This window comes from Vulgatibacter sp. (assembly GCF_041687135.1).
Lineage (GTDB): Bacteria > Myxococcota > Myxococcia > Myxococcales > Vulgatibacteraceae > JAWLCN01.
Genome location: NZ_JAWLCN010000003.1, coordinates 177601 through 201919, shown reverse-complemented (window position 1 = coordinate 201919; position 24319 = coordinate 177601). Strand labels below are relative to the sequence as shown.

Here is a 24319-nt window from a genome sequence, read left to right as displayed (position 1 = left end):
CGGAGAGGCGCGTCGCCCGCCTAGATGATGATCGAGTTGGTAACCAAGAAATAGAATATGCAGGTCGCGGCAGCCAGGCATAGGCGGAGAAGCAGTGGGTGTCTGAGAAAAGGAGCGGGGCTGTCCTGGAGCAGGGCGGCGAGTAGCAGCGAGACGCTTAGCCATGCAGGTAGCAACAAGCGGTTCGAAAAGTTGCCCCAGCCCAGCGCGAAGAACGGCAGCATCAGTACCAGATAAACAGCGGCAGCGTCGCGGATGCGCTCACGGGCGCGTGGCTGCATGAACGTGGAGAGGGCGTAGGGAAGCGTGAACCAAAAGATAGAAAAGATGGCGAAATCGATGCGGACGCCAGCTCGATAGTCTGTCTGCGCATGGTAATCCATTACTGTCGCGTAAACGGCGGGAGCAAACGACGCGACGAGTGCCATCGACACGCCGGAACAGTACAGAAAGAAGGCGATGATCGATATCGCAAGCCGAGTTCGCTGTTTGAGCAGCAAGACCGGTGCGCACGCGACGTAAAGTATTGCAGAGTAGTGGACACTTACGGCCATCGCTCCTAGCCCCACGAACCATGCCCACCTGCGTTGGTGGAAGCAAAGCAACGCAGAGAAGACGACGAGAGAGGCGAGTCCTTGCCTGATTGCGTTGATCGACGCGTTCACGAAAACGGGCGAGACGAATAGGAAGGCCAACGTCGACGTCAGGAACGTTAGGTAAGATCGTCTGTACGGCAACTCTCGGAAATACGTCCTGGTCGCCAACCCCACCGTTCCCAGCAAGAGGCCGAAGAGCGCAGTTTGATAGCCCACCACTCCGAGGCCCAGCGTGCGCAGGGCCTGTGCGATCAGAACGAAGCCGGGCTCCAGTCGAGTCGACACCGACCCGTAACCGAGCGACAGGAAGAACTGGGCGTAGTTCCTCGTGTCAGTCCCGGTGTCGGCACTGCGTGTGCCGATGATGAAACTGGCAGATAGCATCGCGGCTCCGAGCAACAAGGCGCTCGAGAACGTCCACAAATATGTGGTCGACCGCGTGCCTGCATAGTTCTGCAGCCGGTGCTTCACCGTAATGGCTCCCGGTCGACGCCACTTGGCCGCGGCGCCCTGTAGCGGCAGTATTGGAGTATTACGCGCCGCCGGGCATGTTTCAGCGCGGCAATCGCGTGCGCCACCTTGGCCTGGACCGGCGTCAGGAGGCCCGCCGCAGCGAGCTGGTTGCGAACCTCTCGCCCCGCTTGATACATCGCTTCTATGTCGCCGCTAAGGCCTGCGGACCCGAATGCCGGCTTGTGCAAGTGGGCCAGCGCAAGGTCGAGAACCGCGGCTCGATGGCCCGTCAGCACGATTTGGGCCCAAAGGAGATAGTCTTCGACGCGCCTACGGCCCTCATCAAAGCGAAAGGGAAGATCGCGCCGCAAGAGGACGGAGGGCGTCGGAAATGGATTGCGGAGAAGCAACTCCGGCAGGCCGACGAATCGCAAACTCCCGGGCAGGAGGAGGGGGGCAGGAGCTGTATCTACCTGCCGAATGTCGGCCCGGTGACCGAGCAGTGCGATGGTTGGATCCGCACGAATGGCTGCAAATTGCAGTTCCAGCTTGCGAGGATGCCACGAGTCATCGGCATCAAGAAAGGCGAGATACGGCTGTGTGCTTGCCTCCCAACCGCGGTTGCGAGCCCTCGATGGACCGCAGTTCATGCCAAGCGCAATTACGCGGATCCAACCTGGCGCGTATGCCGAAGCCAACTCTTCGAGAATTTCGAGTGTGCCATCTCCGCTCCCGTCGTCCACGAGAATGACCTCTGCCGCGGGGAGGGTCTGGCTGTGGACCGACGCGATTGCGCTACGAATGCTCGCCTTGCAGCGGTAGCACGGCACGACGACAGAGACGGGGGCTGGCGATATTGCTCCCGGCATCGCCATCAACTCCTCCACCATGGGCTTTGCCGAAAGAGATCGAGCGCCTCCTCTCCGTAGCGCTCGGCGGAAACGGCCGGCGTCAGTTCACGGCCGAGCAGGACTTCTACTGCGGACGCCAGGTCCGAGTGTCGGTCAGACGTGATCCGAAGTACGCTTGGCAGGCCAATATCGTCTGCGAAGTCTCGGCACTTGGGGTGATAGTCGACGATCGCGAAGGGAACCCCTTGCATGTAAGCTCCGAGCGCGCCGTGAAGCCTCGCGCTCACAAACGCATCGCATTCGCCGATGCGCCTCACCATCTCCAATGGCCCCTTGTCATTGTAGAAATGAGCCTGTGTTGGGACGCTCTCCTTCCGCAACGCCCGCTCGAGCGCGAGGCTCAACTCCATGTCGCCATGACGCGGGTGCTGGTTAAGGCTGAAGATTGCCACCTCAAGGCCTCGAGCTCTCGCCAAGGGCACAACGCAGGCCTCAAGGTTGCCCAGGAACCGGATCGGGTCCGGGGCAGCGTACTCCGGACCTACGCGATAATTGCAGAGAGCTATCCCGAGTCGCCTCGGCCCCGCGTCGACGTAAGGACGATGCTCCGGTGCTGCCTCCGGCATGTAGGCCAGGAGACCAGCTAGGTCTCTTCCGAGCGCGGTGATGTGACCGAGTCCCATCTCGGTGGCCAGTTCGAACGACCTTCGGTCGCGCACTGCTATGTACGAAAAATTCGCGAGAAAGTCGGCGGCCGCCTGCTTGCTCTCGGCAGAGTCGAATGGCCCGATCGAGATGCCTACCGCTGCGAGCATGAGGCCACATCTCCGCTTTGCAGAGATCATGATAGGCTGCCGGAACGATTTCCTCGAGTGGATGACCGAGCCGCCGCCGAGGACGAGCAGGTCTGTGGGCCCGTACGCAGCGCGAAGGAAGCTGTAGACACGGCTCACCTGGCCCGGCAGTCCAGAGCTTCCATAGGCCGTGATGGGGAACCACCGAGGCATTGTGTATTTTGCGCTGACGCCGGCGATGGCTGGGCCGACGAGTGTCGCGCTGCTGCCCCAGAACCTCGCGGCGGATGAAGTACAAATTGCGCCAAAAAGGTCGTCGCCGAAGTTCCCCATTCCATAGTAGCCCGAGAAGGCAGATAGCAGCTGGCGTGTCATCGAGCGACTCCGCTCGCCGGTCTTCTCGGCGCAGCGTTGGTGTACCGTGCGCCTGCGTACAAGAGAGCAAGCAGCACGACCTCTGCAGCGAGAGTAGACAGTGCCGCTCCTGTTACGCCGAGACGTGGTATGAATATAATATTCAAGCAAGCGGCGGCTGCCGTCGCGATGCCCATCGCGAGCACGCGAAAGCGCATCTGCTGCTCATTCAAGAGCGCTGACCCGACCGCCGAGGCGAGGAATCGAACGGGCACGCAAATGGCCATCAGCGAGAGGATTCTAGCTACATCAGAATAGGCGACGCCGAAGACGACGGGGACTACCACTGGCGCGATGAGAGCCAGGAGTCCCCCCACGCCGATGCCTGCGGCGAACATCAGAATGATGCCTTGGCGGTAGACCGTCTGAAAGCGCGCCTGATCGTGTGAAGCCCAGCGATGCAATTTGGAAAGCAGATATTTCTGATAAACCGTAGCAGGAAGAAGATAGATCGCTGCGAGGACTGCAACGGCAATGCCGAACATGCCCGCATCGGCGTCGCTCCCGAGGTACTTGAGCAACACAGTACCCACCTGGAAGAAGACCGGATACAATGCGGCCAGAAGACCGTAGGCCCATGCACCAGACCACAGCTCCATCGCGCTTGGTTGCGAAGAACCTGCGATCTCGATTGGCGCCGCGCCGTGTCCACGAAGAGCGAAGTCGCCGCGGGCCATGACCCTTAGCTGTGGCAGCGCCAAGGCGGCCATCGCGAGCGAAACCAGCCCGTACCCGACCACCGCAAAGGCCCAACCGAGCGTCGGGACTGCAACGAGGAAGAGCACGAGGACCAACCGGCTTCCGGGTGTACCAAGTTGCCAGAGCGCTAGCGCACGATAGCGTTCCTCGAGGCGGAGCTTGCTGCTAGCAAGTTCGGTACCCAGTACGCCCAGTACGACCGGCGACAAGCCGAGCAGGGAAAAACGAGTCGCGGCGTCGCCTGCGCCGAACAGCGCCCAGAACAGGAGCGCCGCGAGCGAGAGCGTCGTTGTGACTCCCACAATCCGGATGGAGGGGCGCAGCCATCTAGCGGCCCGCCAGCCCTCGACGCCGTAGGCTCTCAGCCAGAACTGCGCCAGACCGAAACCTGCGAAAGGCGCCACGATCGATACCGTGGCGAGAGACGATGCGAACAGCCCGTAGCTTGTCGGCCCGAGTTCACGAGCCAGAAGCACACTCGAGAGAAAGCTCGCACCAGCCCCGCCGAAGGTCGCTATCGATAGCGTTGCGAGGGCCGAAAATGCGCGCCGCCACCTCGGAAGCGCTTCCTCTGCTGACTGCTGAGCCGCATCCATTACGCAACGTCCCTCGCAACGGCAACGGCGACGGCGTTCCCGTGGAGACGCGCGACCACACGCGCGAGCGCTGGCAGGAGTTGCTCGATTGCGATTTCTTTATCGCGCGGCAATCCAATGGAACCGCACCACTCGGTCGTAAGGCAGAGCGAGTCAAGCCTGCGTACCGACGACAGCGTTGGTCCCGTGTTCGCTCCCCCCAGTTCACACGCGAGAATTGTCTCGTCGCCAAGACGCAGGCTGAAGCGCATAGAGCCGAGGCTCTCGAGGAAGTATCGCAGGTGACGCTCGACCTCCCCGGTGTCAGGAGCTAATTCGATCGCTCCCCGCACAGCCTTCGTCTGCTGGTGCAGCAGCAGATTTCGCGGACGGGCCTGGGCACCTGCGAGCAAGCCCATCCCATATCCCAACCGGTTGAATAGCACCGCAATCGTGATGCTCGCACCAAGCAAGATGAGCAGCGCCTCCACCCCTCGACTGGAGGCTAGAAGAAGCCCAGCCAATGCGAGCAGCACGCAGACACCGTACAGGACCAGAACCGAGGCCCGATGACTCAACCCCGCGGACATGAGCAGATGGTGCACGTGCTCCCTATCGGCAGCGAACACCGGGCGACCTGCGACGGCACGCCTGACGAACGCGAGCAACGTGTCGGCGATCGGCAAACCTAGCGCGATGATCGGCACAAGCAGCGAGACCGCAGTCGAACTCTTCGTGTTCGACATGATCGCCGTCGTCGCGAGTGCGAATCCGAGAAACATGCTGCCGGTATCACCCATGAAGATCGACGCGGGATGGAAGTTGTAGACAAGGAATCCGATTGTCCCACCTGCGAGGCATGCCGTGAATAGCATGTTGAAGTGGAGACCGCCGGAGAGGGCGAGGATGAAGTTGGTGGCCAGACCGGCGATTGCGACTCCTGAGGCCAAGCCATCGAGTCCATCGATCAGATTGATCGCGTTGATCAGCCCGACAATCCAGAGGACTGTAAGTGGGAATCCGAAGAGACCTAGCTGGATAGCCTCGCCGAAGGGATTGGCGAGGATCTCGATTCGTACGCCGACGGCCCATACCCAGAGCGCGATCAGGCATTGAGCGGCGAGCTTGATCCTCGCTGGCACGCCGCGCAGGTCATCCCATAGCCCAAGAGCGGCGATCGCTGCACCGCCGCCGAACAGCGCGAGAACGTGGCTCCGGTCGCCGGCGAACCTGTGACCCAAGTCGGTATGCACGACAAACAGGCCAGCAAGTGGAACGAAGAACGCGAGGACAATCGCAATTCCACCGAGCCGAGGAACGGGCTGGTCATGGACCTTTCGCGAACTCGAGCCGTCGTCCACTAGCATACGCCCAATGGCGAAGTCGCGGATTCGAGGCGTCAGAGTAACGCTGACAGCGAATGCCACCAGAAATGCAACAACAATGGTCGTCATGTCGTCACCGGGTCGTCGGAGAAGAGCTCTTCGTACAGAGCCAGCGTCCGCGAAACTACCGAGTCGAGAGAGAACTCTCGCTGAACAAAACGGCGACCGGCTGCGCCTAAATGCCAGCAGCGCTCCGGATCGCCGAGGAGCTCAGCGATTGCCGAAGCGAGGCGCTCGACGTCTCCAGGCGGGACGAGGAGTCCGTTCTGTCGGTCCTTCACGATTTCGCGGCATCCCGCTACGTCGCTGCTAACGAGCGCACGACCACACGAGGCCGCCTCGATCAAGACCTTCGGAACGCCTTCTCCGTACGAGGACGGCAAGCATACGATCGTCGCCTTGTTCAGCACCGCGTGCATATCGGTGCGACGCCCCCACCACTCGATTACACCCTCATCCTGCGCGGCTGCCAGTTCCGCCTCCGTCATCGAGGTCGGGTTACCATGATCCGGACTGCCCACTACAACGAATCGAGCCTGGTTACCTCTGGATCGGAGCACACGAGCGGCTTTGATGAACTCGGGCACACCCTTCTCACGTAGCAGGCGGCACGCAATCAAGACGATAGGTGTACCTGTCGGTCGCGGGCCCACGGTGTAGACGCTCGGGTCTACCCCCGATCCCCTGATTAGGCGGGTACGCGAAGGAGGAAGAATCCCCGCATCGAGCAGGGTGGAGCGGTCATCGGGATTCTGGAAGAGTGCTACTCTACGTCTGCCTGCAAGCGCGATTCGATAGCCGGCGCAGACGGCACGCCGTCGGAGCCTCGCAAGCGTTCCCTGTGCCGTGAATACATAGCCTAGCCCGCAGAGCGCGCTTACGCTACGGGGCACACCGGCCAATCGAGCCGCGATTCCACCGTACAGGATGGGCTTAATTGTGATCAGGTGCACGAGCTCCGGCTTCAGGCGGCGGAGGAGCCGTAGGAGCGCCATGAGCGAGCGCAGCTCAGTCAACGGGTTCGTGCCCTTCCTCGTCAGCGGAATGGAGTGGTGTCGCAAGCCGAGGGCTTCGACCTCCGTTGCTCTATCGGACGAGGGCGTAGCGACGTGCACGCGGTAGCGAGCGGCCTTCGCCGCCAAGGCAACCGGAAGCCTGTGCGAGAGGAAGAAATCGAGATCATTAACAACGAACAACAGAACGCGTTCTTCGCGCTCGATCGCCTGACCGCGTGGCCGTTCCACGCTGGTGAGAGCGATTTCGTCTGTCCTAAGGTTCTGTGCCACCGCCTAGCCTCTTTGGCCGCATCCATACCATATTATCGGCGAGTGAACATACTCGGGGTCCTGATCGTGGTGGACCTTCGAGAATGTCGGTGGCACTCGGGACCTGTTGACAGGCCCGGGGCGACTGGGCATGAAGGGCCCCCAGCGCCGCGATGTCCGAACGGGCGAGACGCTTCGCGGGCGAGCAGGTTGCCGCGAGCCTCCAATATCCGAGCGTGAGGCCTTGGCTAGACAGCAGACCCGATCTGCCCTCACCTCCCGCCGGTTCGGCGTATCGACGCTCCGAGGGAATCCACATGACCGCAGCTCGCGCACGACGCTCGAATAAGTTCATTTTCGTAACCGGCGGGGTCGTCTCCTCGCTCGGCAAGGGCCTGACCGCCGCCTCGATCGGCGCCCTGCTCGAGAACCGGGGGATGAAGGTCACCTTCATCAAGCTCGACCCCTACATCAACGTCGATCCCGGCACCATGAGCCCGTTCCAGCACGGCGAGGTCTTCGTGACCGACGACGGCGCCGAGACGGACCTCGACCTCGGTCACTACGAGCGGTTCACCTCCGCCCACATGACCAAGGCCAACAACTACACCACCGGCCGGATCTACAACGCCGTCATCCAGAAGGAGCGGCGGGGCGAGTACCTGGGCAAGACGGTCCAGGTCATTCCCCACATCACCGACGAGATCAAGGGTGTGGTCCGCGAAGCGGCCGAGGGCAACGACGTCACCCTGGTCGAGGTCGGCGGCACCGTGGGCGACATCGAGTCGCTGCCCTTCCTCGAGGCGATCCGGCAGATGCGCTACGACGTGGGCGCGGAGAACTGCCTCTACCTCCACCTCACCTACGTGCCCTACATCGCGGCCGCAGGCGAGGTGAAGACCAAGCCCACCCAGCACTCGGTGATGAAGCTCCGCGAGATCGGCATCCAGGCGGACGTCCTCGTCTGCCGCTCGGAGAAGCCGCTCGCCAAGGAGCTGAAGGACAAGATCGCGCTCTTCTGCTCGGTCGATCCCGGCTCGGTCTTCTCCGCCCAGGACGTCTCGACCATCTACGAGCTGCCCCTGGCGCTTCACAAGGAAGGGCTCGACGACAAGATCGCCGAGCTCCTCAACATCTGGTCGCGCGCCCCCCAGCTCGACAACTGGGAGCAGGTCTTCGAGCGGATCACCCGCCCCAGCCGCGGCGAGGTCCGCATTGGCGTGGTGGGCAAGTACGTGGAGCTTGCCGAGAGCTACAAGTCGCTCAACGAGGCCCTGACCCACGGCGGCGTGGCCAACGACGTCAAGGTGAAGCTCGAGTTCGTCGACTCCACCGAGATCGAGCAGTCGGGCGCCGAGAAGAACCTCGCCGGCCTCGACGCCATCCTCGTCCCTGGCGGCTTCGGCATCCGCGGCACCGAGGGCAAGATCGCCGCCGTCCGCTACGCCCGCGAGAACAAGGTGCCCTTCTTCGGCATCTGCCTCGGGCTCCAGATGGCGGTGACCGAGTTCGGCCGCAACGTGCTCGGCCTCGAGGGTGCCAACTCCCTCGAGTTCGACGAGAAGGCCAAGCACCCGGTGATCACGCTGATGGAGGCGCAGAAGACCGTCCGCGAAAAGGGCGGCACCATGCGCCTCGGCGGCTACGAGTGCGCACTCAAGGAAGGCACGCTCGCCCGCAAGCTCTACGGCCAGGAGACGGTCCTCGAGCGCCATCGCCACCGCTTCGAGTTCAACAACGCCTACCGCGAGCAGTACGAGGCGGGCGGCATGGTCTTCTCCGGCCTGAACCCCGAGCTGAACCTCGTGGAGATGATCGAGCTGCCTGACCACCCGCACTTCATCGGCTGCCAGGCGCACCCCGAGTTCAAGTCGAAGCCCACCGAGCCGCACCCGCTCTTCTCTGGCTTCGTCCGCGCCGCCCTGGAGTTCCGCGACCGCAAGGCCGCCCAGCCCTCGAACGTGGTCCCGGTCCGCCCGGACAACAAGGTGAAGGCGTGAGCGCCATCTCCTGCCGCATCCGCGACGACGTGGTGGCAGGCGACGGCCAGCCCCTCGTCCTCATCTGCGGCCCCGACGTGGTTGAGACCGAGGAGCAGGTCCTCGCCACCGCCCACGAGGTGAAGCGGGTCAGCGAGAAGTACGGCGTTCCCGCCGTCTTCAAGTGCTCCTTTGACAAGGCGAACCGCACCTCGATCACCAGCTACCGCGGCCCCGGCCTCGAGAAGGCGCTGCCTCTCTTCGAGCGGGTGAAGCGGGAGACGGGCCTGCCGCTCACCACCGACGTGCACGAGTCGTGGCAGGCTGAGCCGGTGAGCCAGGTCGCCGACCTCATCCAGGTGCCCGCCTTCCTCTGCCGGCAGACGGATCTCCTCGTCGCCTGCGCCAAGACCGGCCGGGCGGTGAACGTGAAGAAGGGCCAGTTCGTCGGCCCCCGCGACATGCGCCACGTCGCCAGCAAGCTCCGCGAGGCAGGCGCCACCGAGATCATGCTCACCGAGCGCGGCGCCTCCTTCGGCTACAACAACCTCGTGGTCGACATGCGCTCGCTGCCCTTGATGCGGGAGCACGGCGCGCCGGTCTGCATGGACGCGACCCACGCGGTACAGCTCCCCTCGGCGGCTGGCGGCACCTCCGGCGGCGAGCGGCGCTTCGTCGCGGCCCTTGCCCGCGGCGCTGCGGCGGTAGGGATCGACGCGCTCTTTCTCGAGATCCACCCGGATCCCGACAAAGCGCTCTGCGACGGGCCCAACTCCCTCGACTTCCCGCTCTTCGAGCGGGTCGTGTCCGAGGTGGTGGCGATCCGCAAGGCGCTCGGGCAGGCTTGAGCCGTCCCGGCATGCACCTGCAGGCGCTCGCACGCCGATCGGTCCTGTGTTAGCTAGGGACCGATCGGCCCTGCGTGGCACGGGCCAGCAAGCATGCGTTCCCTCGGGGGGACACCGGGAGAGCGGCCGCCCAGCGTGCCGCTGCTGTCTCTATGAGCGAAAAGATCGGCGTCGTCGGGTTGGGCTATGTGGGACTCCCCGTAGCGTTGGCGTTTGCGCGGAAGTTCGAGACGATCGGCTTCGACATCAGCGAGAGCCGGGTCGCCGCGCTCCGCGAGGGCCGGGATCCCAACGGTGAGACCGAGTCCGAGGAGCTGAAGGGCTCGTCTCTGCGCTACACCACCAGCGCCTCGGACCTTGCCGACTGCAGCTTCTTCGTGGTGGCGGTGCCCACGCCTGTCGATGCGAGCAACCGTCCCGACCTCACCCCGGTGATCAAGGCCTCGGAGACCCTCGGCAAGGTGCTCAAGCCCGGCGCCGTGGTGGTCTACGAGTCGACCGTCTTCCCGGGGTGCACCGAGGAGATCTGCGGGCCGGTGCTGGCGCGCGTGTCGGGGCTGCGCCAGGGCGTCGACTTCAAGCTCGGCTACTCACCCGAGCGCATCAACCCGGGCGACAAGAAGAACACGTTCGAGACGGTGACCAAGATCGTCTCGGGAGAGGACGCCGAGACCCTGGAGCGGGTCGCGGCGGCCTACGGCGCCATCGTGCCGGCGGGCGTCTTCCGGGCTGCGAATCTCAAGGCCGCCGAGGCGGCGAAGGTGATCGAGAACGCCCAGCGCGACATCAACATCGCCTTCATGAACGAGGTGGCGCACATCTGCGACCGCCTCGGCGTCCGCACCGCCGACGTCATCGCCGGCATGAACACCAAGTGGAACGCTCTCCGCTTTACCCCGGGCCTGGTGGGCGGCCACTGCATCGGCGTCGACCCCTACTACATCACCTCCAAGGCGGAGGAGCTCGGCTACTTCCCCGAGGTGATCCTCTCCGGTCGCCGCATCAACAACGGCATGGGCGCCTTCATCGCCCAGCGCCTGATCAAGATGCTGGCGAAGGGGGGCAAGCCGATCACCGGGGCGAAGGTCGGCGTGCTGGGCCTCACGTTCAAGGAGAATGTCTCCGATCTCCGGAACAGCCGGGTCCCCGACATCATCACCGAGCTGCGAGCATTCGGGGTCGAGGTGGTGGTGACCGACGCCTTCGCAGATCCGAGGGAAGCCCAGCACGAGTACGGCCTCGAGCTCTCCCCGCTCTCGGCGCTTCGCGACCTCGATGCGCTGGTACTCGCCGTTTCCCACCAGCCCTACCTCGACATGCCCCGCAGTGATCTGCTGGGGATGTTGAAGGGTGGGGGCGGCGTGCTCATCGACGTGAAGTCGCTCTTCGAGCCGGCATCGCTGCCGAACTCGATCGCCTACTGGAGCCTCTAGCCGTGCAGGTCGCCGTAATCATCCCCGCCCGGCTGGCGAGTGAGCGCCTGCCCGAGAAGCCCCTCGCCGACATCTGCGGCAAGCCGATGGTGGTGCGGGTGCTCGAGCGGGCGAAAGGAGCCCGCGGGGTGGGGCAGGTGGTGGTGGCGACCGACTCCGAGCGCATCGCCCAAGCGGTGAGCGCTGCAGGCGGCACGGCGGTGATGACGCCGGCCGACTGCGCCTCGGGCTCGGACCGCTGCGCCCACGCCGCCAGGCAGCTCCCCGCCGCCGACGTGGTGGTGAATGTCCAGGGCGACGAGCCGCTGCTCGCGCCCGAGGCGATCGAGCAGCTGCTCTCGGCCTTCGAGGACCCCTCGGTGGAGATGGCGACCCTCGCCCGCCCGCTTGCGGAGGGCGAGTTCACGAACCCCAACGTGGTCAAGGTGGTGAGCGCGGCAAGCGGCGACGCGCTCTACTTCTCTCGCGCCCCCATCCCGCACCAGCGCGGCGGCGGCGTCCCGCCCCTGGCCCGCGCCCACGTCGGCATCTACGGTTTCCGCGCCGCTTTCCTGCAGGCCTTTACGAAGCTTGGACCCACGCCCCTCGAGCAGACCGAGAAGCTCGAGCAGCTTCGTGTGCTCGAGCACGGCCACCGGATCCGCGTGGTCCACACCGCCTACCGTGCGGTGGGCGTGGACACGCCCGAGGACCTCGAGCGCGTCCGGGCGATTTTCGGGGGCGGCTGATCAGAGCTGCGCGCTGGCCTCTACCGGCCGCGACCAGCTGCGCCCCTCGCGCTGAATGAGCTCGACGATCCGCTCGCTCGTCCTGCCATCCCAGAGCGCCGGGCACCGCCCCCGCTTGCCCTTGCCGGCGAGCACCTTCTCGAGCTCCGCCACGATCCGCGCAGGCTCGGTGCCCACGATCGTGTTGGTCCCCTCGCTCACCGTGATCGGCCGCTCGGTCTCCTCACGAAGCGTAAGGCAGGGCACGCCCAGCGCCGTGCTCTCCTCCTGCAGGCCGCCGGAGTCGGTGAGCACCACCGCCGCATGGGCGGTGAGATCGACCATCTCCAGGTAGCCCTGCGGTCCGACCCGCTTCACGTGCGGCATCCGCTCCATCCGCTCCATAAGCCCGAACGCCTCGAGCTGCTTCTTCGTGCGCGGGTGGATCGGAAAGACGATCGGCAAGCGCTGCTGCACCCGATCCAGCGCCTCCACCAGCCGCTCCAAGGTGGCCCGGTCGTCCACGTTGCCGGCGCGGTGGATGGTCGCCACCGCGTACTTGCCGGGCGTAAGGCCGAGCTTTGCCACCGTGCCGCTCACCTTCGCCCGGGGCAGGCAGGAGAGCAGGGTGTCGATCATGATGTTGCCGACGAGGTGGATCCGCTCCTCGGGCAAGCCCTCGCGCCGGAGGTTCTCGTTCGCGTCCTCGGAGGGCGTGAGCAGCAGGTCGCTGATCCGGTCGGTCAGCACCCGGTTGATCTCCTCCGGCATCGACATGTCGTTCGAGCGCAAGCCCGCCTCGACGTGCGCCACCCGCACGTGCTGCTGGGTGGCGGTGAGCGCCGCGGCGATGGTGGAATTCACGTCGCCCACCACCACCACCAGATCGGGACGGTGCTCGCGCAGCACCTTCTCGAAGCCGATCATCGCCTGGGCGGTCTGCTCGGTGGGGGTGCCGCCGCCGACGCCGAGGAAGACGTGGGGCCGGCGCAGGCCGAGCTCCTCGAAGAACACGTCGCTCATCGACGCGTCGTAGTGCTGGCCGGTGTGGACGAGGATCTGCTCTGCGATCCCCGCACGCTCGATCGCTGCCATGAGCGGCGCGACCTTCATGAAGTTGGGACGGGCTCCGACGACGTGGACGATCTTCATGCCCACGAAGGTGGTGCCCGCCCGCCGGGCGAGCAATTCGGTGCCACCCTATCGAGGGGACGCCCCGGGGCGCCTACTCGGCCAGCCCGCAGGCGGTTGAGTTAAGCCAACCGCTGTGGTCCTTCTTGGCGCCTCGAGTGGAAACCGTAGACCAGATCATTACGAGGTTGGCCGGGGATCCCAGTGACCGGGCGGATCAGGGCGAGCGCGAGGCAATCGTCTCCGCACTCGCTTGCGCTCGTTTTTCGGCGCAGGTGCGGGCTGCCGAGCGTTGGAGCAAGCCCCGCCGCTCCATTGTTGGAGAGCCCCGTCCAGGGAGTCCGCAGGAGCGGATCGAGCCAGGGACCATGCTCAATAGTCTCGAGGCACACGTGGCGGGCAAGATCGTGGAGAGAAAGTGGCGCCAAGGAACTTCTCCGGCACAGTATCTTGCCGACCTCCATGCGGCGGTCCAAGACCCTCTTGCCGAGGTTTGGGTCGGCTTCGATGATCTGGCGGGCTCTCCGGTTGCGGCGACCCTCACGCCAGTTCCCGTGGGCGGGGGCGGCTCGCTTCACCTGGTGCCCCCACGGGAAGCCGCTTGCTTGTTCGTGGTTTACGATGCGAAAAGGGCGCACCTTGCCACGGGGTACGTTGTTCCTTGGAGGAGCCGCGAGCATTTCGTTAGGCAGTGGAGGAATGCTCGGCCGGTTCCCCTCCGTTGATGAGGCAGCAAATGAACGTTAGCGAGATCGCCAGCTTCGTCATCGAGTTCGAGCGTGCGGTTCGTCACGAGCTCCCAGCGCTGCTCTCCGAATGGGAGCTCCTCGACGGAGAAGAGCGAAGCGACGCAGCCACACAGTTGCGGCTCCTACTCGTCGATGAGGAGGAGGCAACCGCGTCGGCAATCGCGAGCAAGCGCCGAGACCTGGCCGACCGGCTGGTGGAGACCCGCACGCTCTTCGTCGCCCTGAGTGCGCGCTATGCCGCCGTACATCGTTGGCTGACTGAGATTGCGGCACTGGCGGCGGTGCGCTCGCCCGATCGCGCATCCTGCGAGGCCCGGGCAGGCGACTCTGACCTCGCTTGGGCAGCGTGATGCGATCCCGCCTCGTTGCCACGATTCTCGCAGAATCAGCAGCGCTCGATGCTTTCTCGAATCGCTGGACGGCCTTCAATATGCTCGAAACGGTCTTTGCGCCGCGGGTACCCGCGGGCCTGGCAAAGCTCGCCGTCTTGAGCGTGTACGAGCCCGGCGACGAGGATGAGCGGTTCCTTGAGCGCGTCGAGATCGTCGAGCCAGACGGCAGCCAGATGCTCGTCTCGAATGCTATCAGCATTTCCATTGGTGCCGCTGGTCCCGAGGCACCTGTAGCGCACCGCAGCCTGCACATGTTGTGGGGCGTGCGCTTCAACAGCTTCGGCGACCACCTCCTTTCGATTCAGAAAGCGGCTGACGAGAGTGGCCCCTGGGAGTCGGTCGGACGGCGCGTTATTCGCGTGTCGCCGGGCTCCCTGCCACTTCAGCCACAGGGTCAGCAGCCGAGCGAAATCGCGAATGCTGCCAGCGTCGAACAGCCCCCCGGCGCCTGAGCGATCGCGATTTGGCCCGGGTTGCCTACTCGGCCAACCCGCAAGCCCGCTTGCCCGCCGCCGTATCGAGCTCGTTGCAGTCGCAGCTCTCGAGCAGGGCCTCGCAGCGGTCCTGCTCGGCCTGGCTGGGCTCGTCGACGTCGCTCTGCTGCTTCGCCCGGCGCTCGCAGGCGTCCTCGGCGGAGCGGCTGTCCTCGCAGGCGCAGATCTCGGCTGCCAGGTCCTCACAGGGCGTGGTGCACCCGCCCAGGAGCAGAGGGCCAACGAGAGCTGCGGCGAGGACGAGAGCGCGCTTCATGACGTGAGCCCCTTCTAGACCGGCGCGAGCGGCAGCTTGGCCTTCCGGGGCCGCCGCCGCTTCCAGACGTACTCCATCGCCACCTCGGGACAGTTGGTCGGTCCGGGGTAGCGGGTGCAGTTGATGCAGCCGGTATAGATCTTCGAGAGGATCTTTGCCTTCGGAATCTCCACGAACCCCAACTTGGTGAAGAAGGGGGGGGAGAAGGTAAGGCAGATGATCTTGTCGGGATCGAGGGCCCGGAGCTTGCGGAGCATGTGCTTCACGAGGCCTGAGCCGATGCCAAGCTTCTGGTACTCCGCGCGCACCGAGAGGCTGATCACCTCGATCCAGAGCTCGGGATTCTCGATGTCGGTCTGCTCGGGCAGCACCTTCCAGGAGGCCACGCCCCGCAGCACGGAGGGCTGCTCGGGATCAGCGTCGACGTAGAAGCGGTCGATCTGGGTGAGGATGTCGGGGAACGAGCGGGGGACCACCTCGCGCGGGTTCGAGCGGATGATCTCGTAGATCTGCTTCACGTCCTCGACGCGGGCCCTGCGGATTGCCATAGGGGGCGCGATCTACTCCTCGCGCGACTGTTCTGCAATGGGCAGACAGGCGTCCGCCCATCGCCGTCACGCCTGCTCGCGGAGCCAGCTTCCAAAGCGCCGGATCCCTTCGCGAAAATCCGTCCGGGGAAGCGTCCCCAGGAGCTCGTTGCAGCGCTCCATGCTCGCCCAGGTCTGGGGCACGTCGCCGGGCTGATTGGGGAGGCGGTTCAGCTCCGCCTTCACGCCCAGCTCGTCCTCGAGGATGGCGATGAGCTCCCGCAGGGTGATCGTGCGGTCGTTGCCGAGGTTGATCACCTCGAAGAGCGAGCGGTCATAGTGGATGGAGCGGACGATGCCCTCGACGATGTCGTCGACGTAGCTGTAGTCGCGCCGGGTGCTGCCATCGCCGAAGAAGGGCAGCGGCTTTCCGGCGCGCATCAGCCGGGCGAATTTGTGGATGGCGAGATCCGGGCGCTGCCGCGGGCCGTAGACAGTGAAGAAGCGCAGGCCGACGAAGCGCATGCCATAGAGGTGGCTGTAGACGTGGCCGAGGAGCTCGCCGCTCAGCTTCGTGCTCGCGTAGGGGCTGATCGGGCGCAGGTCGTGGTCGTCCTCACGCCAGGGCACACGGGGATTGATCCCGTAGACGCTGCTGGAGGAGGCGAAGACGAACTGCTTCACGCCCCACTCACGGGCGAGCTCGAGCAGGTTCTGGGTGCCGCGTACGTTCACCTCCTGGTAGCCGACCGGATCCAGGATGGAGGGGCGCACGCCGGCCCGGGCGGCCAGGTGGACGATCGCGTCGTACTCGGTGGGGAGCTGGCTCCGCATTCCATCGAGGTCGCGGATGTCGAGCTCGTGGAGGCGGTAGTTGGCGCTTTTGCCATGCGCTGCGACGAAGGCCCGCTTGATCGCTGGATCGTAGAAGGGGTCGAAGTTGTCGACGGCGGTGATCTCGTGGCCTTCGCGCAGAAGGCGATCGACGAGGTGGCTGCCAATGAAGCCGGCTGCGCCGGTGACGAGGTAGTGGGCCATGTCGTTCCTCTAAGCGGCGGGGTTTCCCGCCTCGTTTCGAATGCCGTTCGCCAGGGCGGCCATGTCGGCGGGCAGGGGCGCCTCCACACGCAGGGCTCTGCCGTCCCGCGGGTGGGGCAGGGTGATCGCCGCTGCGTGGAGCGCGTGGCGCGGGAGCACCAGCTCGGCGCGGGCCTCGTCGGCGAGCACGCCGTCGGCGAAGTCGGCGAAGTAGCGGTCGGAGGGGCCGTAGATCTTGTCGCCGACGATCGGGTGGCCCACCGCCGCCAGGTGCACGCGGATCTGGTGCTGGCGTCCGGTGCGGGGAAAGCAGCGCACCAGCGCCAGCTCCGGCCCTCGCCACGGCAACCCCTCCACACGGAAGCGCCCCTCCACCTTCATCCCGGTGAGCGAGGGCTTTCCCTCCGGCTCCGGCACCACGCCCATCTTCACCCGCAGCGGGTGATCGAGGAGCGCCAGGGGCAGATCGATCTCGCGGTCGGCAGCCGGCCACCCGTGCACGATCGCCAGGTACTCCTTGCGGATGGTGCCCGCCCGCTCGAAGGCCATCTTGAGCTTGCGCGAAACCTCGGGCCGCTTGCCGCAGACCACGATGCCGCTCGTCTCCCGGTCGAGGCGGTGGGCGATGTCCCACTTCTCGCCTTCGGGCTGCCGCTCGCGGAGCAGGGTGGTCAGCGTGTTCAGGTAGTAGCGGGCGCTGGGATGGATGGCGAGGCCCGCCGGCTTGTCGACGACGAGAAGATCCTCGTCCTCGTAGACCACGCCGAAATCCCGCGGCCCGTCGGGCTCGGGGTCGCGCCTGCGGCGGAGGCGAAACTCGAGCCCCGGCCACACCTGCGTCGAGGCCTTGAGCGTGCGCGGCTCGTCGTGCACCAGGTGGGTCTTGATGATCTCCTGCACCTTGGTGCGGGAGAGCCTGCGGATCTTCTCGGCCAGATAGCGGTCGAGGCGCCACCCCGCGTAGTTCAGCTCCACGCGGAACGGCACCTCGTACTCTTCGCTTGCCTCGTCGATGGGCTCGTCGCTCATCAGCCGTTGGCGGGCGTGTCGCCGTAGTAGCCGTAACGCTCGTAGGAGGAGTAGCCGTAGGCCCGGCTCTGCAGATCGACGTCGTTGAGCACCGCGCCCAGCACCGGCGCGTTGATGTCGCGCAGGGTGCGGAGCATGCGCTTGGCCAGATCCTTGGTGGTCTTCTTGAAGCGGGTGACGAAGATCACCCCGTCGACCACGGTGGAGAGCACCGCCGCGTCGGCTGCTGCCAGCACCGGCGGCGAGTCGAGGATCACCAGGTCGAACTGCTCGCCCAGCTGGTCGAGGAGCGCCTGGAACTTCTCCGAATGGAGGAGCTCCGCCGGGTTCGGGGGCACCGGGCCGCAGGGCATCAGGTAGAGGCCGTTCACCTCGGTGTTCTTCACCGCGTCCTGCACGGCGGTCTCGCCGAGGAGCACCGTGGAGATCCCCACCTCGTTGGCCACGCCCATCGAGCGGTGCAGGCGCGGGCGGCGCATGTCGGTGTCGACGAGGAGCACGCGGTTGCCCGCAGAGGCCATCGCCGAGCCGATGCCGATGGCGGTCATCGACTTGCCCTCCTGCGGCGCCGAGGAGGTGACCATCACCCGCTTCACCTTCCGGGCGGTGGACATGAAGAGCAGGTTGGTGCGGATGGCGCGGAAGGCCTCGGCCTGCGAGGAGCGGGTGTTGCGGGCGGCGAAGAGATCGCGCTCGTGATCGACGCTGCGGTCGTCGGCCTTGGCGTTGGCCAGGGCGACGGAGGGCACCAGGCCGAGGAAGGGGAGCTGGAGCACGCTCTCGATGTCGTCTTCCTGCTTGAGCGTGTTGTCGAGCATCTCGACGAGGTAGGCGAGGCCGACGCCGCCCAGGGCGCCGAGCAAAAGCGAGAGCGCCGCCACCAGGGCAGGGCGGGGCTTCACCGGCTTGTCGGGCGTGGTCGCCTTGTCGAGGAGGCGGACGTTGTTGTTCTTGAGCATCACCGCCAGGTCCGAGTCCTTGAGCCGGGAGAGGACCAGGTCGTAGAGGCGGCGGTTGTTCTCGGTCTCGCGCTCGAGCTTGCGCTGATCGATCTCGCGCTTGTTGATCTCGAAGGCCTCGTTCTTCAGGCCGTCGATGAGCGCGGTGAGCTCGGTCTCGGTGGTGGCCACCTCGCGGTACTGCGAGCGCAGGCTCGCGACCACGTTCTTCAGCTCCTCGGCCAGGTTACTGCGCAGCTTGGCGAGCTTTTCCTTCGAGGCGAGGAGCTGCGGGTGGTTCTCGAGGTAGCGCTCGGTGAGGCCCGCGTGGGCGCTCTCCTGCTTGACCACCTCTTCGCGGAGTTTGGTGATGGTGGGGTGGGTGGCGACGCGGCCGAGGCCCAGCGCCCAGTAGGGATCCTTCTTCGCGCCCTTCTCGACCCGGTCCACCTCGGCGAGGGCGCTCTGCAGCTCCACCCGCTGGGCCATCACCTTGGTGAGTGACTCGTTCAGCGCCACGAGGCGCTGCGAGTTGATGTTCTGGCGGTCCTCGATCGAGGTGGCGAGGATGTCGTTCTCCCGGCGGAAGGTGTAGAGCGCGACCTCGGACTGCTCGAGCTTGCCCTTGAGATCCAGGAGCTGATCGGAGAGCCACTGCGAGGCGGCGCGGGTGCCGTCCTGCTTGGTGTCGAGGCCCGCCTCGATGTAGGCCTCGACGATGGCGTTGGCGAGCTCGGCGGCGCGCTCGGGGTTCCTATCCTCGACCACGATCTTGGCGAGCTGGGAGTTCTTCACCGGCTCGACGCGCATCATTTCCGAGAGGACGAAGACCGGGTCGATCTCCTCGAGTCTCTCGGCGCGCTTTTCCTCGTTCTCGATCCCGGCGACGCCGAGGAAGTCGAGGTCGCGGGCGAGCCCCTTCTTCTCCACCACGCGCGAGAGCACCTCCTTCGACGCCAGCACCTTGTACTGGGTCTCGAAGTACTCCTTGTTCGACCAGTAGTCGGTGGGGCCGAAGTCGACCGCCTCGGTCTTGTCGCCGAGGATCCGGCCGCCGGAGGCCTCGATGATGATCGAGGCCTCGGCCCGGTAGACCCGGGGCGCGAGCAGCAGGTAGACGGCGCCGATCGCCACCACGGAGGCCGCCACGCCGACGATGAGCCAGAGGCGCTTCCGCAGGATCTTCAGGTGCTCGCGAAGATCGATCTCGAATTCGGGCCCGCCCTGCTGCTGGGCCTCTTCGAACTGCGGCTCTGCTGCTCTCATTGCACGTCCTTGCACCCGATGCCCCTGGCATCGGCGCGGAGTCTAAACGGAGGGGCCCTTCTGTTCAATACACGAAGAGTTTCGCCGCTTTACAGTCGGTTCCCCACCCGAGGGCCGGCGCCGGCGGGTCCTGCTTGACCCGAGAGGCGGCTTCTGGCCCGTGGGGGCGCTCTGTAGCGGTTCTTCTTACGGGGTGCAACTTCGTGGGCAGAGGGGCCTTGTGGTGGCTATAAGACGCCGCATGGCCGAACTCCCCTCCGCCGCCTGGCTCGCCGACGTCACCCGCTTCGATCCACCCAAGCACATCGACGCCCCGCCCGACTGGGACGAAGCGGTGCAGGTGCTGGCGCACCACGGCCTCGCGCCGATCGCCGCCTACAACCTGAACTACCGGATGCCGGAGACGGACTGCCCCGATTTCGCCAAGGAGATGCTCCTCGGCTTCTTCCAGGGGATCTCGAGCGACAACGTCTTCAAATTCGTGATGCTCAAGAACCTGGTGGGCAGCCTGGGCGTGCAGGTGGCGATGCTCGACGGGGCGGCCTTCGCCGAGAACCTCTACCCCCACATCGCTTTCCGGCCGGTGCCGGAGCTCAAGCTCCTGGTGCCCCGGGAGGACGTGCCGATGATCATGGAGGCGATGCGCGAGGAGCGCTTCGTCGACGTGGAGCCGGACGAACCGGATCCGGAAGCGCCTGCGGTGACGCTCTTCAACGAGCGCTTCTACACCAAGCTCTTCACCTCGATTCTGCCCAACGAGAAGGCGATGCCCGGCCTCTTCGAGCGGGCGGTGGCGGCGAAGGCCTATGGCGCGTCGGTCACCAGGCTGGCTGCGGAGGATGCGCTCGTGGTCCATGCGCTCACCCTCGCGCGCCACGGCTTCGCGGTGCCGCTGGTGCAGCTCATCGACCTGCGGGAGATGGTGAAGGGCGAGTCGCCGATGGCGTTCCGGGGCGGGCCCGGGGCGGCGATCGATCCGAAGGTGGTGAAGGAGCGGGCGAAGGCGTTCGGCGCGGAGCGGGCGCTCTGGGCGGCGCTGGAGATCCTGGTCCACTACCACCCCGAGGTGGAGGACCAGGCCCGGGCGATGCAGCCAGATCTCTCCTTCGCCAGCCGCAAGCTGCTGGAGACGGCGGTGGTGGTGCCGGCCTACGACTACATGCGCGACCGGCAGCTCAAAGCCGTGGGCAAGCTGCAGCAGCTGCTGCTCGGCTGATTCCGCGATGCTCGTCCTCGTCGCCGGTGGCGCCGGCTTCATCGGCTCGCACCTCTGCGAGCGGCTGCTCGCAGGCGGCCATGCGGTCGTCTGCCTCGACGACTTCTCCACCGGCTCGCGCTTGAACGTCGCGCATCTCGAGGGCCTGCCCGGCTTCGAGCTCCTCGAGCGGGACGTGACCGGGCCGGTCGAGCTGCTGGGCGTGGATCGCGTGTTCAACCTCGCCTGCCCGGCGGCGCCGGCCCGCTACCAGGCCGATCCGGTCCGCACCTGGAAGACCTCGGTGCTGGGGACGATGCACCTGCTCGATCTCGCCGCGGCGAACGGCGCCCGCTTCGTCCAGGCCTCCACCAGCGAGGTCTACGGGGATCCCCAGGTCCACCCGCAGCGCGAGGATTATTGGGGCCACGTGAACCCCATCGGCCCGCGGGCCTGCTACGACGAGGGCAAGCGCGCCGCCGAGACGCTCTGTTTCGACACCGCCCGCACCAGAGGCCTCGATGTGCGGGTTGCCCGGATCTTCAATACCTACGGGCCGCGCATGGCCCGGGACGACGGGCGGGTGGTCGCGAACTTCGTGGCCCAGGCGCTGGAGGGCAGGGCGCTCACCCTCTACGGCGCCGGCTCGCAGACGCGCTCGTTCTGCTACGTGAGCGATCTGGTCGAGGGGCTGGTGCGCCTCATGGATTACGAGGGGCAGATCCCCGGCCCGGTGAACCTCGGCAACCCGGCGGAGTTCACGGTGCGGGAGCTCGCCGAGCTGGTGCTCGAGCTCACCGGCTCCTCCTCGCCGATCGAGGTGCAGCCCCTGCCGGTGGACGATCCGGTGCGCCGCTGCCCCGACATCACCCGGGCGCGGACCCTGCTCGGCTGGGAGCCCGCCGTGCCGTTGGTGCAGGGCCTCGGCCGCACCATCGCCGCGGTCCGCGCGCTGCGCTGAACGGCAGGAACGAAGAAGGCCCGGTCGGCATCATCCGCCGCCGGGCCTCCGTCATGCTTCGCGCGGCGCCTACTGGTCCTTGCCGCGACCGATGCCGAAGTATTTGAAGCCGCGCTCCCGCATCTTCTTCGGGTTGAAGACGTTGCGGCCGTCGAAGACCACCGCCTGCTTCATCAGCGACTGCATCCGGTCGAAGTCCGGGCGGCGGAACTCGTTCCACTCGGTGACGAGGAAGAGCCCGTCGACCCCCTCGACCGCGCCGTAGGGCGTGTCCGCGTAGGCGATGCGGTCGCCGAAGATCTTCCGCGCCGACTCGTGCGCCACCGGATCGTGGGCGACCACGCGGGCGCCCTTGCCGAGCAGCCCTTCGATCAGCGTGATCGACGGCGCCTCGCGCATGTCGTCGGTCTTGGGCTTGAACGCCAGGCCCCACACGCCGAAGAGCTTGCCCTCGAGGTTGGTGCCGTAGTGGCGCAGGGCCTTCTGGAGCAGGATCCGCTTCTGCTCGGCGTTGACGCTGTTCACGGCGCGGAGCAGCTCGAAGTCGAGGCCGTTCTCGCGGGCCGTGCCGTACAAGGCCTTGATATCCTTGGGGAAACAGCTCCCCCCGAATGAGGCGCCCGCAAAGAGGAAGGATAGCCCGATGCGGCTGTCGCTGCCAATCCCCTGGCGGACCATCTCCACGTCGGCGCCGACCCGCTCGCAGAGCCGGGCCATCTCGTTCATGAACGAGATGCGGGTCGCGAGCATCGCGTTGGCGGCGTACTTGGTCAGCTCGGCCGACCGGGTGTCCATGAAGATGATGCGGTCGTTCTTGCGGCAGAAGGGCGCGTAGAGCTCGCCCATGATCTCCCGGGCCTTCTCGGTCTCGGCGCCGATGACCACGCGGTCGGGGCTCATGAAGTCGTCGATCGCCGCGCCTTCCTTGAGGAACTCGGGGTTCGAGACCACGTCGAACTCGACGTCGGTCACCGCCGCGATCTCCTTGCGGACGAGGTCAGCGGTGCCGACCGGGACGGTGCTCTTGTCGACCACCACGGTGTAGCGCTCGATCACCTTGCCGATGTCGCGGGCGGCGGCGAGCACGTACTGGAGGTCGGCGTCGCCGTTCTCACCCTCGGGCGTGCCCACGGCGATGAAGACCACCTCGGCGGGCTTCACGCCCTCGGCGAGATCGGTGGTGAAGGAGAGGCGGCCCGCCTTGGCGTTGCGCTCGACCATCTCCTCGAGGCCGGGCTCGTAGATGGGGACGATCCCGTTCTTGAGCCCGTCGATCTTGGCCTTGTCGATGTCCACGCAGACGACGTCGTTGCCGCCCTCTGCGAAGCATGTCGCTGCGACGAGACCCACGTAACCCGAACCGATGACTGCAACTCGCATCTCAATCGTCCCCACTCGGCCATCACGGCCCTCGTGTGCCCTCTTAGCACAAGACTTCGCTGTGCGTGATCCACCGAACATCGTGGGGCCTGCTCGGCCGGCCGCTTCCGCGGTGCGCCCCCGCGCCGCGCCCTGCTAGGCTCCGGCCCCATGCCCGTCCGCCTGCTCCTCCTCTGCGCCCTGCTGCTGCCCGGGGCCCTCGCCCTCGCGCAGGCGCCGGCGCAGGACTTCCCCCTGCTCCGCGCCTGGGCAGGCGGCGCCGAGCTCGACGGCGAGCCTTCCGGCCCGCCCCCGGGCAGCCACGAGGAACGCCTCGCCCGCGGCAAGGAGCTCTTCGGCCCCACCTGCGTCCGCTGCCACGGCTTCGACGCCCGCGGGGGCGGCGCCGCCGGCTACGGGATGGAGCCCCGGCCCGCCAACCTCGCCGACCAGCCGGTGAAGTTCCGCTCCACGCCTGCCTCCGCGAAGCCCACCGAGCTCGACCTCTTCCGCACCATCACCCGCGGCCTCCATGGCACCGGCATGCCCGCCTACGCCGATCTGCCCGAGGCCGACCGCTGGGCGCTCGCCGCTTACGTCCGCTCGCTCCAGCCGGGCAGCGATGCTGAGCCCCTCGCGCCCACGCCGCCCCCGGACCTCGACACCGCGCCCCGCATCACCCGTGGCGGGAAGCTCTTTGCCGCGGAAGGCTGCGCCGCCTGCCACACCGGCGCCGCCGCCCCCGATCTCGCCAAGCGGATCCCCAAGCGCAGCCGCGCGCCCGCCGAGCTCTACGCCACCATCACCCTCGGGCTCCCTGGCACCGCCATGGCCCCGCGCGCACTTCCCGCAGGCGACCTCTGGGATCTCGTGGCATACGTCCGCTCGATCCTCCCCGCCCCCGGCTCGCAGGGCATCCACACCCAGGAGCAGGAGGCGATGACCCAGGTGATCGACTCCTGCGCCAACAACCTCTGAAGGGACG

22 protein-coding genes are annotated in these 24319 nt (G+C 66.2%); 9 read left to right on the top strand and 13 right to left on the bottom strand.

Going from position 1 to position 24319, the window contains the following annotated elements:
* Positions 1 to 20 precede the first annotated feature (20 nt).
* The 6 genes from ACESMR_RS08350 to ACESMR_RS08325 are packed head-to-tail and all read right to left on the bottom strand — an operon-like array spanning position 21 to position 7053.
* The gene (locus ACESMR_RS08350; protein WP_373046594.1) at positions 21 to 1067 is read right to left on the bottom strand and encodes an EpsG family protein; all 1047 of its coding nucleotides are present in this window, start codon (positions 1065 to 1067) and stop codon (positions 21 to 23) included.
* On the bottom strand, positions 1064 to 1924 hold the full coding sequence (locus tag ACESMR_RS08345) for a glycosyltransferase family 2 protein (protein WP_373046593.1): 861 nt from the start codon (positions 1922 to 1924) through the stop codon (positions 1064 to 1066). Before ACESMR_RS08345 ends, ACESMR_RS08350 begins: the two co-directional genes overlap by 4 nt.
* Complete coding sequence (locus ACESMR_RS08340; RefSeq protein WP_373046592.1) at positions 1924 to 3069, bottom strand: polysaccharide pyruvyl transferase family protein; 1146 nt, start codon at positions 3067 to 3069, stop codon at positions 1924 to 1926. The genes ACESMR_RS08345 and ACESMR_RS08340 overlap by 1 nt, the downstream gene beginning before the upstream one ends.
* The gene (locus ACESMR_RS08335) at positions 3066 to 4403 is read right to left on the bottom strand and encodes a lipopolysaccharide biosynthesis protein (RefSeq protein ID WP_373046591.1); all 1338 of its coding nucleotides are present in this window, start codon (positions 4401 to 4403) and stop codon (positions 3066 to 3068) included. Before ACESMR_RS08335 ends, ACESMR_RS08340 begins: the two co-directional genes overlap by 4 nt.
* Positions 4403 to 5836 (bottom strand): glycosyltransferase family 4 protein, encoded by a 1434-nt coding sequence (locus ACESMR_RS08330; protein WP_373046590.1) that lies wholly within the window; start codon positions 5834 to 5836, stop codon positions 4403 to 4405. Before ACESMR_RS08330 ends, ACESMR_RS08335 begins: the two co-directional genes overlap by 1 nt.
* Positions 5833 to 7053 (bottom strand): glycosyltransferase family 4 protein, encoded by a 1221-nt coding sequence (locus ACESMR_RS08325; RefSeq protein WP_373046589.1) that lies wholly within the window; start codon positions 7051 to 7053, stop codon positions 5833 to 5835. Before ACESMR_RS08325 ends, ACESMR_RS08330 begins: the two co-directional genes overlap by 4 nt.
* A gap of 296 nt (positions 7054 to 7349) precedes the next feature.
* On the opposite strand from ACESMR_RS08325, the gene ACESMR_RS08320 reads away from it, so the two are divergent.
* From ACESMR_RS08320 to kdsB, 4 genes are all read left to right on the top strand, one after another.
* On the top strand, positions 7350 to 9032 hold the full coding sequence (locus tag ACESMR_RS08320; protein ID WP_373046588.1) for a CTP synthase: 1683 nt from the start codon (positions 7350 to 7352) through the stop codon (positions 9030 to 9032).
* On the top strand, positions 9029 to 9859 hold the full coding sequence (gene kdsA / locus ACESMR_RS08315; protein WP_373046587.1) for a 3-deoxy-8-phosphooctulonate synthase: 831 nt from the start codon (positions 9029 to 9031) through the stop codon (positions 9857 to 9859). The genes ACESMR_RS08320 and kdsA overlap by 4 nt, the downstream gene beginning before the upstream one ends.
* A gap of 152 nt (positions 9860 to 10011) precedes the next feature.
* Positions 10012 to 11292 (top strand): nucleotide sugar dehydrogenase, encoded by a 1281-nt coding sequence (locus tag ACESMR_RS08310; RefSeq protein ID WP_373046586.1) that lies wholly within the window; start codon positions 10012 to 10014, stop codon positions 11290 to 11292.
* A gap of 2 nt (positions 11293 to 11294) precedes the next feature.
* Entirely contained in the window at positions 11295 to 12020 is a 726-nt protein-coding gene (gene kdsB, locus ACESMR_RS08305) for a 3-deoxy-manno-octulosonate cytidylyltransferase (RefSeq protein WP_373046585.1), read from the top strand.
* Here kdsB and wecB read toward each other — a convergent pair whose 3' ends face one another.
* Positions 12021 to 13151 carry a non-hydrolyzing UDP-N-acetylglucosamine 2-epimerase gene (wecB, locus tag ACESMR_RS08300; RefSeq protein ID WP_373047105.1) on the bottom strand — a complete coding sequence of 377 codons (1131 nt, stop codon included), beginning with the start codon at positions 13149 to 13151 and terminating at the stop codon, positions 12021 to 12023. It abuts the gene before it with no gap.
* A gap of 715 nt (positions 13152 to 13866) precedes the next feature.
* On the opposite strand from wecB, the gene ACESMR_RS08295 reads away from it, so the two are divergent.
* A complete protein-coding gene (locus ACESMR_RS08295) occupies positions 13867 to 14229 on the top strand; it encodes a hypothetical protein (protein WP_373046584.1) in 363 nt (120 codons plus the stop codon).
* Positions 14229 to 14723: a hypothetical protein gene (locus tag ACESMR_RS08290; protein ID WP_373046583.1), complete on the top strand. Its 495-nt coding sequence runs from the start codon at positions 14229 to 14231 to the stop codon at positions 14721 to 14723. Before ACESMR_RS08295 ends, ACESMR_RS08290 begins: the two co-directional genes overlap by 1 nt.
* Positions 14724 to 14748: 25 nt before the next feature.
* Here the strand turns inward: ACESMR_RS08290 and ACESMR_RS08285 are convergent, their stop codons facing one another.
* From ACESMR_RS08285 to ACESMR_RS08265, 5 genes are all read right to left on the bottom strand, one after another.
* Positions 14749 to 15021 (bottom strand): hypothetical protein, encoded by a 273-nt coding sequence (locus ACESMR_RS08285; protein ID WP_373046582.1) that lies wholly within the window; start codon positions 15019 to 15021, stop codon positions 14749 to 14751.
* A 14-nt stretch (positions 15022 to 15035) separates the two neighbouring features.
* A complete protein-coding gene (locus ACESMR_RS08280; RefSeq protein WP_373046581.1) occupies positions 15036 to 15569 on the bottom strand; it encodes a GNAT family N-acetyltransferase in 534 nt (177 codons plus the stop codon).
* A gap of 66 nt (positions 15570 to 15635) precedes the next feature.
* Entirely contained in the window at positions 15636 to 16586 is a 951-nt protein-coding gene (locus ACESMR_RS08275; RefSeq protein WP_373046580.1) for an NAD-dependent epimerase/dehydratase family protein, read from the bottom strand.
* A gap of 9 nt (positions 16587 to 16595) precedes the next feature.
* Complete coding sequence (locus tag ACESMR_RS08270) at positions 16596 to 17615, bottom strand: RluA family pseudouridine synthase (protein ID WP_373046579.1); 1020 nt, start codon at positions 17613 to 17615, stop codon at positions 16596 to 16598.
* Entirely contained in the window at positions 17615 to 19819 is a 2205-nt protein-coding gene (locus tag ACESMR_RS08265; RefSeq protein ID WP_373046578.1) for a GumC family protein, read from the bottom strand. The genes ACESMR_RS08270 and ACESMR_RS08265 overlap by 1 nt, the downstream gene beginning before the upstream one ends.
* A 241-nt stretch (positions 19820 to 20060) precedes the next feature.
* Between ACESMR_RS08265 and ACESMR_RS08260 the strand changes: the two genes are divergently transcribed.
* Complete coding sequence (locus tag ACESMR_RS08260; RefSeq protein ID WP_373046577.1) at positions 20061 to 21035, top strand: nucleotidyltransferase family protein; 975 nt, start codon at positions 20061 to 20063, stop codon at positions 21033 to 21035.
* Positions 21036 to 21042: 7 nt separating this feature from the next.
* Positions 21043 to 21975: a UDP-glucuronic acid decarboxylase family protein gene (locus ACESMR_RS08255; RefSeq protein ID WP_373046576.1), complete on the top strand. Its 933-nt coding sequence runs from the start codon at positions 21043 to 21045 to the stop codon at positions 21973 to 21975.
* Positions 21976 to 22044: 69 nt separating this feature from the next.
* Here the strand turns inward: ACESMR_RS08255 and ACESMR_RS08250 are convergent, their stop codons facing one another.
* Positions 22045 to 23355 (bottom strand): UDP-glucose dehydrogenase family protein, encoded by a 1311-nt coding sequence (locus ACESMR_RS08250; protein WP_373046575.1) that lies wholly within the window; start codon positions 23353 to 23355, stop codon positions 22045 to 22047.
* Positions 23356 to 23505: 150 nt separating this feature from the next.
* Here ACESMR_RS08250 and ACESMR_RS08245 point away from each other — a divergent pair, with 150 nt between their 5' ends.
* Positions 23506 to 24312 carry a c-type cytochrome gene (locus tag ACESMR_RS08245; protein WP_373046574.1) on the top strand — a complete coding sequence of 269 codons (807 nt, stop codon included), beginning with the start codon at positions 23506 to 23508 and terminating at the stop codon, positions 24310 to 24312.
* The last annotated feature ends 7 nt before the right edge of the window (positions 24313 to 24319 follow it).

Bases quoted from the DNA above. Each gene is read 5' to 3' on its own strand.
- ACESMR_RS08260 (WP_373046577.1), top strand. From the start codon at position 20,061: ATGGCCGAACTCCCCTCCGCCGCCTGGCTCGCCGACGTCACCCGCTTC.
- ACESMR_RS08340 (WP_373046592.1), bottom strand. From the start codon at position 3,069: ATGACACGCCAGCTGCTATCTGCCTTCTCGGGCTACTATGGAATGGGG.
- ACESMR_RS08245 (WP_373046574.1), top strand. From the start codon at position 23,506: ATGCCCGTCCGCCTGCTCCTCCTCTGCGCCCTGCTGCTGCCCGGGGCC.
- ACESMR_RS08265 (WP_373046578.1), bottom strand. From the start codon at position 19,819: ATGAGAGCAGCAGAGCCGCAGTTCGAAGAGGCCCAGCAGCAGGGCGGG.
- ACESMR_RS08250 (WP_373046575.1), bottom strand. From the start codon at position 23,355: ATGCGAGTTGCAGTCATCGGTTCGGGTTACGTGGGTCTCGTCGCAGCG.
- ACESMR_RS08255 (WP_373046576.1), top strand. From the start codon at position 21,043: ATGCTCGTCCTCGTCGCCGGTGGCGCCGGCTTCATCGGCTCGCACCTC.
- ACESMR_RS08275 (WP_373046580.1), bottom strand. From the start codon at position 16,586: ATGGCCCACTACCTCGTCACCGGCGCAGCCGGCTTCATTGGCAGCCAC.
- ACESMR_RS08295 (WP_373046584.1), top strand. From the start codon at position 13,867: ATGAACGTTAGCGAGATCGCCAGCTTCGTCATCGAGTTCGAGCGTGCG.
- ACESMR_RS08330 (WP_373046590.1), bottom strand. From the start codon at position 5,836: ATGACGACCATTGTTGTTGCATTTCTGGTGGCATTCGCTGTCAGCGTT.
- ACESMR_RS08290 (WP_373046583.1), top strand. From the start codon at position 14,229: ATGCGATCCCGCCTCGTTGCCACGATTCTCGCAGAATCAGCAGCGCTC.
- ACESMR_RS08285 (WP_373046582.1), bottom strand. From the start codon at position 15,021: ATGAAGCGCGCTCTCGTCCTCGCCGCAGCTCTCGTTGGCCCTCTGCTC.
- ACESMR_RS08320 (WP_373046588.1), top strand. From the start codon at position 7,350: ATGACCGCAGCTCGCGCACGACGCTCGAATAAGTTCATTTTCGTAACC.
- ACESMR_RS08280 (WP_373046581.1), bottom strand. From the start codon at position 15,569: ATGGCAATCCGCAGGGCCCGCGTCGAGGACGTGAAGCAGATCTACGAG.
- wecB (WP_373047105.1), bottom strand. From the start codon at position 13,151: ATGAAGATCGTCCACGTCGTCGGAGCCCGTCCCAACTTCATGAAGGTC.
- ACESMR_RS08335 (WP_373046591.1), bottom strand. From the start codon at position 4,403: ATGGATGCGGCTCAGCAGTCAGCAGAGGAAGCGCTTCCGAGGTGGCGG.
- ACESMR_RS08310 (WP_373046586.1), top strand. From the start codon at position 10,012: ATGAGCGAAAAGATCGGCGTCGTCGGGTTGGGCTATGTGGGACTCCCC.
- ACESMR_RS08270 (WP_373046579.1), bottom strand. From the start codon at position 17,615: ATGAGCGACGAGCCCATCGACGAGGCAAGCGAAGAGTACGAGGTGCCG.
- ACESMR_RS08345 (WP_373046593.1), bottom strand. From the start codon at position 1,924: ATGGCGATGCCGGGAGCAATATCGCCAGCCCCCGTCTCTGTCGTCGTG.